This is a genomic window from Streptomyces rubradiris (assembly GCF_016860525.1).
Classification (GTDB): Bacteria; Actinomycetota; Actinomycetes; order Streptomycetales; family Streptomycetaceae; genus Streptomyces; species Streptomyces rubradiris.
Genome location: NZ_BNEA01000001.1, coordinates 260,662 through 269,826, shown reverse-complemented (window position 1 = coordinate 269,826; position 9,165 = coordinate 260,662). Strand labels below are relative to the sequence as shown.

The following is a 9,165-nucleotide window of genomic DNA, read 5'->3' as shown; positions in this document are numbered from 1 at the left end:
ATGGTTTCGACACTCTTACAGCCAGCGAACCCGCGGCCGACCGAGGAGATCCCGCGCGGCGACCATGTACCGGGCGGCATCCATCGAGTGGTCATTGGCCTTGACCGGCTCCTCTTTCAGCCCGCCGACGTTGCCGGGTTTCACGGCCCAGACGTAGCCGGAGACTTCCTCGGCGAGGCCGATCGGGAGGGACTGCGCGTCCATCTCTGGGTCGCGCTCCAGCAAGGCGTCCCGGAAGACGTGCAGCCGCGCGCGGCCGTCGGGCTGGACCTTCAGCCGGGACTGGAGCGCCTGGATGCCGTCCGAGACGCCCTTGTGTGCGGCCTGTGTGCCCATGCCGAGTTTCCGCTCCAGGGTGGCGCGGTCTTCGGCGTCGTGGTCGGTGATGACGGCGCGCGGGCGGGGCTGCCCGGCGAGGAGCCGGTCGCGGATGACGTCGGCGTGGTCCTCAACCAGCATGCGGGTACGGACCCATTCGCGGATGAGGTAGAGCCGGCCGTCGGGGTCCTCGGCCCAGAGTTGAGCGACGAATGGCGCTGTGTATCCGAAGTCGATCGTGACCCACCGCGTCCAGCCGGCGGGCACGTCGAACGGTTCGATGACGTGCACCGGTTCGGACCAGCCCTCGTAGACCAGGCCCTCTGCGGCAGCCCAGATGCCGTCGCGGTAGCGGAGCCGGCGGACGCCCGTCAATGCGTCGAGCTTGGCCATGTAGTCGACGCCACGCTCGGTCAACGACCCGTCTTCGCGGACGTAGAGGGGGTTGTCGCGGTGCAGGCTGTGCAGCATCCGCATGGTGCCCTCGTCGCACCGCTGCTTGATCCAGTGCTTCGGGTGGTCGGGGTTGCAGGCGAGGACGATCTGCCGGTACGTCGGCGCGGTCCCGCGGAGCCGGGTGATCAGGGTCTCCAGCGCGGTCAGCGTGATCTGGGTGGCCTCGTCCACGTAGATCCGGGAGAACTCGGTACTAAGGAACTTCTCCGGCCTGTCCAACCCGCCGACGAGGATCTCGGCGCCGTTCGCGAACTGGTACGCCGCCGGCTTCCTGGGCGAACCGCCGAACCACTTCACGACGCCCTCGGCGAGCGCGGCCGGCGCGACCTGCTGCTCGAACGTCACCAGCGTCGACCCGGTGAGGCTGGCGTGGGTCTGCCGGACGATCAGGCTGCGGCAGCCCGGCACCATCAGCGAGGTGTAGAACGCCTTCTGGAGCATCGCCAGGGACTTCCCAGTGCCCGCCGGCCCGGCGATGCAGATCTCCTGATCGCGCGCGGACAGCAGGGTCTTGGCGCCGCCGCGGGGTTCGTACCGGACGACTGTGGAGGTCACACGAGATCCTCTGGGTCGACACCGACGAGCTGGTAGGTCACGCCGCCGGAGACTTCCGTCTTGGCGGGCTGGTCGACGCCGTGGAGTTTGCGGTAGCTCTCGCGGATTCGGAGGGCGGTCTGGATGGCCTGCATGCGGGGCCCGTCGTCGGGGAGGGGTTGGCCGTCGTCGCCGACGACGATCCTGCCGTGGCTGACGACGACGTGGTTGCGGTCGATGATCTCGCGGGCGAGGAGGTACAGCTCGTCCAGCTGTTCGGACTCGGTCTGAATCAGCTTTTCGACGGCGGGTCTGATGACGTCGGCCTTGGCGTTTTGGATGGCTCGCCAGGCGCCGCTGCGGTCGTGGTAGCCGAAGAGGTCGGCGATCTGCTGGAAGGTGGTGCCGGGGTGGTCGGCGAGGTATTGGGCGGCTGCGGCGTCGCGTTTGACGGTGTCGATGCTGCGTTGGAATTTGCCGTTGCCGTCGCGGGGGCGGGCGCGGAAGTCGTAGTCGGGGTCGTGGTTGGCGGTCACGGTGGCCCCTCTCGTGTAGTTATACGTATAACGGTTGGCGTGGTTTGATGGTAGGTGATGCGTGCAACCGGGGTGGCGGCTGAGGGCGCGCGCAGGACGGAGGCCCCGCACCGGTGGCGTGTGCGGGGCCTTCAGTTCGCGGGGGTCAGTCGTCGTAGTAGGTCATGAGTCGCCACTGCTCGATAGCCTGCTCGGGCGGAAAGTGGTCCTCGGGGGCGCATCCGCCGCCGGGGTGGAAGGGGCAGTAGTTGTCGGGGACGTCCGTGTGTTCCCAGTCCTCGTAGCTGTCGTCGGGCATGGGGTTCCTCTCGTCCTGTCGTTTCGGGTGGTCAGGCAGAGCGGATGATTGCGAGGCAATCCGAGCACCAGCGCTCGCCCGGCTTGTCGAGCTTGAGCGGCACGTCCTGCTTGGGCCACGGCATCACGATGCCCTCGGTATCGGAGCAGGCGATCGCCTGGAACTCCTCGATCACGCGGCCGACCGGTTTGTGCCAGACCAGCATCTCGGTCAGGCCACCGTCACCTCGGATGCGTTCGGGGGTAGCGAGCATGGGGTTCGTCCTGTCGTGTCGGGCGGTCAGGCGGCGGGGGTCGCGTAGGACCGGAACCCGATGCGCGCGGCTTCAGCGGCCAGCGTCTCGCGCCAGCCGTCCGGCGGCGGGTGCTCGGCGTCCTTGCCGTCACCCTGGTAGTACAGCCACGGTTCGGAGTCGGCCCCGACCGCGATGAACTCGATGCCGAGCCGCTTGGCGTCAGCAAGCAGGGTGTCCACGGCGATGGACAGCCCGCTGCGGATCTTGGCGTTGCGTACCGGATAACGGGTCTGGAGCGTGCCCTCGGTGGAGACCTGTCCGGTCTCAGGGTCGTTGTCGGCGAACCCGTCGTCCATGTAGTCGAGCTTGGCGTGCCAGCCTCCGTAGGGCTCGCCATGAATGCGTTCGGCGAGCGGGCTGTAGGTGACGGTGATTCCGGTGGACCAGTAGCGGCCCAACTTGCTGATCACGGCGGAGTCCTCTCGTGATGGTGGGCGGTCAGGTGGTGGGCTTGATGACGGCGAGCAGGGCGCGGAGCTGGTCCGTCGTCACCTTGGGACGCGCCTCGTCCTTGACGTCGATCCCGGCCGCCGACAGCTCCATGAACAGCGCCGCACGCTGCTTCATGTCGTCGTACTGCTGCTGCGTCATCAGGCGCGCACGGATACCGCGGTTGCCCTCCTCGACTCCCGTTTTGCGATCGAACCGCTCGCGGCGCTCGTGACCGTGCAGGGTGACGTACAGGTACCTCGTGCCGATCCGGGAGACCGTGACGGGCTCGTCTCCTCGGAAGCGGTTGCCGGTGACGAGGATCAGCGGGTCGCCGACCTTCACGTTGGCGAGTCCGGTAGCGGCCATGACAGGCTCCTTTCGTCAGACGGTGGGCTGGAAGGCGGTGCAGGGGCAGACCTGGATGGGCCCCAAGGTGCCGTCCGGCTGGCGGTCCCGAGGCAGGTTGACCCAGCAACTCCTGCCACTGTGGTGGTGGTCGGCTCCCGAGTGCCCGCACTCCGGGTTCGCACAGATCGCGTCACGCGGCGGGAGCACCCCGGCCACGGGCTGCGGCGCGCCCTCCTCCCGGAAGTCCACCAACGCCACCGGGTACGGGCCGTTCTGGTCGGGGTCGACGCGGTCCCGGAAGTCGTCCCAGCCCTCGCGCCAGTCGTTGCTGTAGAGCCCCTCGTTGTCCGCGCCCGCCCGGACCGCGCCCGCGTCCTCGACGGTCTGGGCGATCGCGTGCTCGCCGATGGTCTGCTGGAAGCGGAGGTAGACGTCCTCGTCGAGGATCGTGCGGAGGTAGGCGTCGATCTCGGTGGGCGTGGCATGGAAGCGGGAGGGCAGCGCAGGCGCGGCGGCGAGCGCGCGGAGGTCGCCCATCGTGAGGCCGGTGGCGACGCCGTCGCCGTAGATGTTGCGGGTGGCCTCCACCATCAGGCGGGTGTCGTCCTCGTCCTTGTAGACGGCGAGCACGTGCGCAAGCGCCTCCTCCGGAGTGGACGGCTCCGGGTGCTCGTTGATGAACGCGTAGGTCTCACGGGTCCGACGGATCACGGCAGAGTCCTTTCGTGGCGGTGGGTTGAGCGTATGGCGGGGGTCAAGCAGCGAGGGTGAGGCGGGCGCGGGCGGCCTTGAACTGCGGCTTGCGCGGCCGGTAGATGACGGCAATGCGGGCGACCTCGGCCGGCGTGTACCGGGTGCACTGGCGGGCGCGGCCGTGGGTGTAGCTGACGGAGGGGGTGCCGGTGACGCCCGCCTTGGTGGCGTTCTTGCGGAGGGAGCCGGCGACCGAGCGGGCCTCACGGACGGGGAGCCCAGCGGCCAGACAGTGGGTGGCGAGGGTGCCGGTGCCTTGGCGGCGGATCTTCGCGGCGGCCTGGTGCTGGGTGCGGCGGGCGCGGAGGATGGCGCGGCGGGTGCGGTTGGCACTGATCATCTGGTCCCCCTCGGTTTCTTTAACCTTGTGGGTACACGGTAATCGTTAACCGTGTACCCACACAAGGGGTTGTCGCGAAAAATCCGTGTGGGAACATGAGGTATGGCCCCAGACGACAAGGACCACACCTTCGCCACCCGCTTCCGCATCCCCCGCCGCATGTGGGACGCCTACGGAACAGCCGCCGACCGCCAAGGAATCGACCGCAGCGCCGACCTGGTCGACCACGTCCGCTCGTTCATCAAGCAGCACGGCAACGACCACGAACTAGCCGAACTGGCTGCCGCCGAACAGGAGCTGGCCGAACGCCGCGCACGCAAGGGCGGCAGGCCACGAAAGGAGAAGACCGGGTGAATGCCCTGGAGACCGTCGAGCGCTGGATCGAGTCGCTTCAGATCCTCGCGAGCCACGCCGACAGCCCGACGGAGGAGCAGCGCGCGGAGATGGCGGCTGTCCGTCAACGGATGCTCCACGCCTACGTGCATGAACTCGCGAATCAGCAGCGGGCGGTGGGCTTCGACTGGTACGAGGAGCACGCCGAGGGCGCGGTGATGGCGCGTGACTACCTCGCCGACCTCATCGACTCCCACGTTGGGGCGGGCCCGGTGCGCCCGGACGAGGAGCCCGTCACCGGAGACGACCACGACTTCCAGCGCGGCGACGGCCACGTCTAGCGGTGCACCCGCTGCCAGCTTCCGCACGCACAGTGGGCGGGCGGCCCGTGCCCGGGGCGCCCGTTCAAGCCGGGCGAGTATGTCTGAGCCCACCGCATGACGACGACCCCGCCCGGACGATCCGGTGCGGGGCCGCTGCACATCCTGGGGTCAGTACTCGCCCATCTCCCGCAACTCCTTCTTCACCTGCCCCTGGTGCTTCGGGCAGTACACCCGCACCCCCATCACCAGCAACTCGTACGCAGCATCCTTCGGCGTCCCCCAGTCCGACCCGTAGGGGTACAAGCCGCCCTCGCCGAACAGCCAGTTCACGCTGTGCCCCTGCTCCAGGCCGGCGCACCACTGGCCCGGGAGCGCGGCCAACTCCTCGTCGGACGGCGGCTTGTCGATCCAGCTCTGGATGCCCGCCGAGCGGGCCGCCGTCAGGAACGTCTCCCGCTTGTCGACGGTCGGCGTCGGGCTCGGTTTCGTCTTGGCTGTCTCGCCGCCGCTCTCTCCGCACCCGGCGAGCGCGAGCATGGCGGTGAGCAGGGCGGTGACGGCGGTGGTGCGGCGGCGCATGGGTCCCCCCAGGTGGCGGCAATCGTCCGCCGCATCATCCGCTGCCGTGTAGGCCGCGTGAAGGCGTCGTCACTGATCTGTGACCGACCCTCGTTCGAGCGAACCGGTGGCCCCACCCGCGCGCCCCCGGCACACTGCTGCTCATGGCGATCAGGTACGGAGTCCAGGCAGACACCCGCGAGGAGTGCATGCAGGCGCTGACCGAGCTGTGTGAGCGGCTCGGCGCGAGCCCCGCCATGCTGCCCTCCGACACCTTCGGCAACGGCTGGCTCGCCCGCGCCCGCGCCGTCCCGCCGGCCGACCGCGCGCCCGAGCCGGGACAGCAGTAGACCCCCGCCGACGGGGGACGGCGGGGGTCTCACAACTCAGTCTGGCAGTCGATCAGGTGGTGAGGTCGCGGGGAACTTTGCCTGCGGCGTAGGCGGGGAGGTCCGGGCGCAGCTCGTTGAGGAACTCGACCGTGTACTCCAGGCGCCTGGTCGAGATTGCTACGAAGCGGGCGCCGCAGGGCCGGGCTTCTGGATCGGGGGTGCCCCAGCCGGACATGAGGCGGGTGTGATGGGTGTCCTCGATGCGCGTCCCCTTCCCGCATTTGCTGCACTTGGTGGAGTACGAGTCGACCAGAAGCACGGCGGTCCCCTCAGTCATGGTGCCCATCATCCCTTCTTCGGCGTGCCGGGGACGGGCTTTTCGGCACGCTTCACCCAGCCACCGCGCGAACTGCTGTACGTCGTCTCGTGGCCCTTCAGCCGGGGGTCGGTGGGCTCTGGGGATTTCTTCCAGCCGAGTGCCATGATGGCGGTCTCCTGTCTCCTGAATCGGGATGGGAACCGGGGCGGCCGGGTCGCCTGGCAGCAGTCGGCCGCCCCGGGATCTGGTCGGTCAGGCGCCGCGCTGGCGACGCATCTCAGCGGCGATCTCGTCGGAGTTGGCGCCAGCGGCGAACGCCTGCTTGATCGCTTCCATGGGGATGTGCGGATCGGTGAGGCAGTCCGGCCCACCGTGCGCGAGCACCACTCGGGCGGCTTCCTCGATCGCGGTCTGCTTGTCCATGACGGGTCCTCTCTGGTTGAACCGGGGCGGCTGCCCCGGGGGCTTTATGCGCGGACGGTGCCGCGTCGGCGGTGGGTGTCAGCGAGGTCGTAGACGATCAGCCCGCCATCGGTGCGCACTACACGCACCCCCTCTCCGGGTCCCTCTTCACCGCTGTCGTCGTCGTTGTCGTCGGCGGGCTGACCTGCACCGACGACACCCGAAGAGGGGTCGACAGGGGGTAGGGAGGGGACCTCATCCCCGCGCAGGCCGGCCGCCGACGACCGGCCCTTCATCCGGACGTCCTTCACCGGCCACCCCATCCCGGCGGCTGCGGTGCGCACCGCCTCGGTGGTGGTGCCGAGGTGCTCGGCGAGGGGGACGAGTTGGGCGTGCGGGGTGCCGATGTCCCGGACTGCGGCAATGAGCGCGACAGGGGAGACGGGCGGCGGACCAGCGGAGGCGGGGACCTGCTCGACGGCGGGCTCCGACGGCGCCTGCTTCGCCTCAGCCGCGTCGTCCCCGCCGGGTACAACGTCAGCTGGCGCCGGGACCGGAGCCGGCTGCCAGTCGGCCCGGCCGGCGCGGTACGCCGCGGCGATCCACACCGTCGAGCACGCGGCCAGCAGCCACCACCAGGCGCCGGACTCGATCCGGTGGTACGCCCACCCGCCCAGCCGAACGCCGACCTTGCGGAGGATCCAGACGGCGGCGGCCAGCAGCGCCAGACGGAATGCCTTGTCGAACCCGGACGCCTCGCCCACCCAGGTCCTGGCGCGCCGGCTCGTGCGGCGCAGCCGCTGGATCGTGCGTCGCGCCCAGTGGGCGCCCAGCCGTGGGCTGCCGACGGCGACCCGGTCGACGGCCGCGCGGAGCCACTGGGCGGTGGTCGGGGCGCTCACGCCAGATCCCCGAGGTCCGCATTCTTGATGATGCCGAAGGCCTGGCGCCCGAGGTCGTTGGTGCCGCCGATGACGGTCTGCGCGACGAGCGCGGCCGTGCCGGTGCTGATGCACAGCATCAGGCCGATGAAGACGCCCTTCTTCCACTTGCCCTTGGGCAGCTTGGGGATCTTCTTCCGGACGATCCAGAGGGCGATGACAAGGGCGGTGACAAGGACGGCACCGTACTCGTCAAGGCGCGGCGCGGTGGCCTGTGCGAACTCGGCGCCGTCCTGGCCGGTCACGAACCCCATGATGGCGCCGCCAGCCCCGTTGCCGCCCCAGCGCAGCACGCTGCCCGCCTTGCCGAGGGCTCCGGAGGGGCACCCGACCATGAGGATGCCGAAGACAATGCCGAAGACCAGGGGGATCAGGGCCTTGGGGTCACGGGCTGGGCCGCCGGCCTCGGCGGGGGCGCCTGCCTTGCCCTTGCCGCCTCCCCCACTTCCGCCCTTCCACCACTGCCACAGCTCAGCGCCGAGGAGGCCGAGGGCGAGGGCGAAGCCAGCGGTTGTGACCGTGCTGGTCGCGAATTGGTTCATGACGTGTGCACTCCGGTGGTCCAGAAGACGAGCGTGGTGATCGGGAGAGTCAGGGCGGTGGCCTCGGCGGTGGCGTACAGGACGAGCCGGGCCGCGGTGGCGCGGACCTTGGGCCCCCACAGGTCCGGGTCAGCGTGCCGGGCCTGGATCCGGGCGGCGTTGTCCCACCAGGCGACGATGGCCAGTGGGGTGACCGCGATCACCCAGGTCCCGGTGAGGGAGGCCTGCTCGCGGACATCGGCGAGGACCCAGGCCCACGGCCCGGACAGCGGGAACGCGGCGAGGGCCATCACCGCGTGGTAGCCCCAGCGGATCCGGCGCCACCAGGGTGGATCCGGGGGCGGCTCAGGCGGTCCGGCGTCGATGGTGACGTGGACGTGGACGTCGACCGGGACCGGCTGAGGCGGTACGACGGCCGGTCGCGGGCGGTGCCGCCACCAGTCCGGACCGGGGCCCGGGGCGGGCGGGAACGGAGGCGGGGGTGGAGGAGGTGGCGGGGGCGTGCCCGGCGCGGGCAGCGCCTCCCCCGCGGGGATGACTCGGGTTGGGGTGATCGGGTGACGACCGCTCACAGCGACCACCCCGCGCAGGCGAGCGCCACGGCAGAGACGGTGGCCAGGGCAGTTGCGGCCCAGATCCGGCCGGCGCCGAACGCGTCCAGCGCGGCCAGGCCAGCGGCGATACCGACCGCGAACCCGAGCGGCGGGAACACGACCAAGGCGGTGAGCAGCAAGAACGGCAGGGCTGCGGTGGCTCCGATGCCGGCGAGGAGGGCGATGGCCCATCCTCGGTGGCGCATCAGCCAGGTGGTGATAGCGCCGGGCAGCAGTGCCGCGGCGAGCAGGGCGAGCAGCATTGAGGGTGGCCCTTCGGGGCGGGAAGGCGGGCGGGCCGGTGGCCCAACGGGCAGCAGCGCGCCGGCGGGGATGATGCGGGTGGGGGTCACGAGGCGTGGCTCCACGGTGGGCTCCTGATGGCCGAGGGGGCGGGCGCCTAGACCACGGAGGTAGTGGCGGGCGCGTAGCTCGTCGGCGCCCTCGCTGGTCATGCGGCGGTCCTCACGGGTCGGAGTGGGTAGGTCGGGGTCTGCTCGCCGGGTCTGCAC

At 70.3% G+C, this 9,165-nt stretch carries 19 protein-coding genes; 3 read left to right on the top strand and 16 right to left on the bottom strand.

Annotated elements, in window-relative coordinates; genetic code table 11:
• Positions 1-15: 15 nt before the first annotated feature.
• From Srubr_RS01330 to Srubr_RS01295, 8 genes are all read right to left on the bottom strand, one after another.
• Positions 16-1,329, bottom strand: a complete 1,314-nt coding sequence (locus Srubr_RS01330) for a phage terminase large subunit (protein WP_189999711.1) — start codon at positions 1,327-1,329, stop codon at positions 16-18.
• On the bottom strand, positions 1,326-1,844 hold the full coding sequence (locus Srubr_RS01325) for a hypothetical protein (protein ID WP_189999710.1): 519 nt from the start codon (positions 1,842-1,844) through the stop codon (positions 1,326-1,328). The genes Srubr_RS01330 and Srubr_RS01325 overlap by 4 nt, the downstream gene beginning before the upstream one ends.
• A 145-nt stretch (positions 1,845-1,989) precedes the next feature.
• On the bottom strand, positions 1,990-2,142 hold the full coding sequence (locus Srubr_RS01320; protein ID WP_189999709.1) for a hypothetical protein: 153 nt from the start codon (positions 2,140-2,142) through the stop codon (positions 1,990-1,992).
• Positions 2,143-2,173: 31 nt separating this feature from the next.
• Positions 2,174-2,395: a hypothetical protein gene (locus Srubr_RS01315; RefSeq protein WP_189999708.1), complete on the bottom strand. Its 222-nt coding sequence runs from the start codon at positions 2,393-2,395 to the stop codon at positions 2,174-2,176.
• Between the two features lie 26 nt (positions 2,396-2,421).
• Positions 2,422-2,847 (bottom strand): hypothetical protein, encoded by a 426-nt coding sequence (locus Srubr_RS01310; RefSeq protein WP_189999707.1) that lies wholly within the window; start codon positions 2,845-2,847, stop codon positions 2,422-2,424.
• 28 nt (positions 2,848-2,875) lie between these two features.
• Positions 2,876-3,235, bottom strand: coding sequence for a beta barrel domain-containing protein (locus tag Srubr_RS01305; RefSeq protein ID WP_189999706.1), 360 nt, complete (start codon positions 3,233-3,235; stop codon positions 2,876-2,878).
• A gap of 15 nt (positions 3,236-3,250) precedes the next feature.
• Positions 3,251-3,928 (bottom strand): hypothetical protein, encoded by a 678-nt coding sequence (locus Srubr_RS01300; protein WP_189999705.1) that lies wholly within the window; start codon positions 3,926-3,928, stop codon positions 3,251-3,253.
• 43 nt (positions 3,929-3,971) lie between these two features.
• Positions 3,972-4,310: a hypothetical protein gene (locus tag Srubr_RS01295; RefSeq protein WP_189999704.1), complete on the bottom strand. Its 339-nt coding sequence runs from the start codon at positions 4,308-4,310 to the stop codon at positions 3,972-3,974.
• Between the two features lie 102 nt (positions 4,311-4,412).
• Here Srubr_RS01295 and Srubr_RS01290 point away from each other — a divergent pair, with 102 nt between their 5' ends.
• Together Srubr_RS01290 and Srubr_RS01285 are read left to right on the top strand one after the other, a co-directional pair.
• Positions 4,413-4,664: a hypothetical protein gene (locus Srubr_RS01290; RefSeq protein WP_189999703.1), complete on the top strand. Its 252-nt coding sequence runs from the start codon at positions 4,413-4,415 to the stop codon at positions 4,662-4,664.
• A complete protein-coding gene (locus Srubr_RS01285; protein WP_189999702.1) occupies positions 4,661-4,984 on the top strand; it encodes a hypothetical protein in 324 nt (107 codons plus the stop codon). The genes Srubr_RS01290 and Srubr_RS01285 overlap by 4 nt, the downstream gene beginning before the upstream one ends.
• A 150-nt stretch (positions 4,985-5,134) precedes the next feature.
• Here Srubr_RS01285 and Srubr_RS01280 read toward each other — a convergent pair whose 3' ends face one another.
• Entirely contained in the window at positions 5,135-5,545 is a 411-nt protein-coding gene (locus Srubr_RS01280; protein ID WP_189999701.1) for a hypothetical protein, read from the bottom strand.
• A 143-nt stretch (positions 5,546-5,688) separates the two neighbouring features.
• Here Srubr_RS01280 and Srubr_RS01275 point away from each other — a divergent pair, with 143 nt between their 5' ends.
• Complete coding sequence (locus tag Srubr_RS01275) at positions 5,689-5,874, top strand: hypothetical protein (protein ID WP_189999700.1); 186 nt, start codon at positions 5,689-5,691, stop codon at positions 5,872-5,874.
• 52 nt (positions 5,875-5,926) lie between these two features.
• Here the strand turns inward: Srubr_RS01275 and Srubr_RS01270 are convergent, their stop codons facing one another.
• The 7 genes from Srubr_RS01270 to Srubr_RS40155 all read right to left on the bottom strand — a co-directional run bounded on the left by Srubr_RS01270 (position 5,927) and on the right by Srubr_RS40155 (position 9,108).
• Positions 5,927-6,193 (bottom strand): hypothetical protein, encoded by a 267-nt coding sequence (locus Srubr_RS01270; RefSeq protein ID WP_189999699.1) that lies wholly within the window; start codon positions 6,191-6,193, stop codon positions 5,927-5,929.
• 8 nt (positions 6,194-6,201) lie between these two features.
• Positions 6,202-6,339, bottom strand: coding sequence for a hypothetical protein (locus Srubr_RS01265; protein ID WP_189999698.1), 138 nt, complete (start codon positions 6,337-6,339; stop codon positions 6,202-6,204).
• A gap of 88 nt (positions 6,340-6,427) precedes the next feature.
• Positions 6,428-6,598: a hypothetical protein gene (locus Srubr_RS01260; RefSeq protein WP_189999697.1), complete on the bottom strand. Its 171-nt coding sequence runs from the start codon at positions 6,596-6,598 to the stop codon at positions 6,428-6,430.
• A 44-nt stretch (positions 6,599-6,642) separates the two neighbouring features.
• Positions 6,643-7,479 carry a hypothetical protein gene (locus tag Srubr_RS01255; RefSeq protein WP_189999696.1) on the bottom strand — a complete coding sequence of 279 codons (837 nt, stop codon included), beginning with the start codon at positions 7,477-7,479 and terminating at the stop codon, positions 6,643-6,645.
• Positions 7,476-8,060 carry a hypothetical protein gene (locus Srubr_RS01250; protein WP_189999695.1) on the bottom strand — a complete coding sequence of 195 codons (585 nt, stop codon included), beginning with the start codon at positions 8,058-8,060 and terminating at the stop codon, positions 7,476-7,478. Before Srubr_RS01250 ends, Srubr_RS01255 begins: the two co-directional genes overlap by 4 nt.
• A complete protein-coding gene (locus Srubr_RS01245) occupies positions 8,057-8,350 on the bottom strand; it encodes a hypothetical protein (RefSeq protein ID WP_189999694.1) in 294 nt (97 codons plus the stop codon). The genes Srubr_RS01250 and Srubr_RS01245 overlap by 4 nt, the downstream gene beginning before the upstream one ends.
• Positions 8,351-8,628: 278 nt before the next feature.
• Positions 8,629-9,108 carry a hypothetical protein gene (locus Srubr_RS40155; protein WP_229927003.1) on the bottom strand — a complete coding sequence of 160 codons (480 nt, stop codon included), beginning with the start codon at positions 9,106-9,108 and terminating at the stop codon, positions 8,629-8,631.
• Positions 9,109-9,165: the final 57 nt, after the last annotated feature.

What these genes read in the sequence shown, in the direction of transcription:
- Srubr_RS01290 (WP_189999703.1), top strand. Translation starts at nt 4,413, where the DNA reads ATGGCCCCAGACGACAAGGACCACACCTTCGCCACCCGCTTCCGCATC.
- Srubr_RS01295 (WP_189999704.1), bottom strand. Translation starts at nt 4,310, where the DNA reads ATGATCAGTGCCAACCGCACCCGCCGCGCCATCCTCCGCGCCCGCCGC.
- Srubr_RS01270 (WP_189999699.1), bottom strand. Translation starts at nt 6,193, where the DNA reads ATGACTGAGGGGACCGCCGTGCTTCTGGTCGACTCGTACTCCACCAAG.
- Srubr_RS40155 (WP_229927003.1), bottom strand. Translation starts at nt 9,108, where the DNA reads ATGACCAGCGAGGGCGCCGACGAGCTACGCGCCCGCCACTACCTCCGT.
- Srubr_RS01250 (WP_189999695.1), bottom strand. Translation starts at nt 8,060, where the DNA reads ATGAACCAATTCGCGACCAGCACGGTCACAACCGCTGGCTTCGCCCTC.
- Srubr_RS01275 (WP_189999700.1), top strand. Translation starts at nt 5,689, where the DNA reads ATGGCGATCAGGTACGGAGTCCAGGCAGACACCCGCGAGGAGTGCATG.
- Srubr_RS01280 (WP_189999701.1), bottom strand. Translation starts at nt 5,545, where the DNA reads ATGCGCCGCCGCACCACCGCCGTCACCGCCCTGCTCACCGCCATGCTC.
- Srubr_RS01265 (WP_189999698.1), bottom strand. Translation starts at nt 6,339, where the DNA reads ATGGCACTCGGCTGGAAGAAATCCCCAGAGCCCACCGACCCCCGGCTG.
- Srubr_RS01305 (WP_189999706.1), bottom strand. Translation starts at nt 3,235, where the DNA reads ATGGCCGCTACCGGACTCGCCAACGTGAAGGTCGGCGACCCGCTGATC.
- Srubr_RS01260 (WP_189999697.1), bottom strand. Translation starts at nt 6,598, where the DNA reads ATGGACAAGCAGACCGCGATCGAGGAAGCCGCCCGAGTGGTGCTCGCG.
- Srubr_RS01320 (WP_189999709.1), bottom strand. Translation starts at nt 2,142, where the DNA reads ATGCCCGACGACAGCTACGAGGACTGGGAACACACGGACGTCCCCGAC.
- Srubr_RS01245 (WP_189999694.1), bottom strand. Translation starts at nt 8,350, where the DNA reads ATGGCCCTCGCCGCGTTCCCGCTGTCCGGGCCGTGGGCCTGGGTCCTC.
- Srubr_RS01315 (WP_189999708.1), bottom strand. Translation starts at nt 2,395, where the DNA reads ATGCTCGCTACCCCCGAACGCATCCGAGGTGACGGTGGCCTGACCGAG.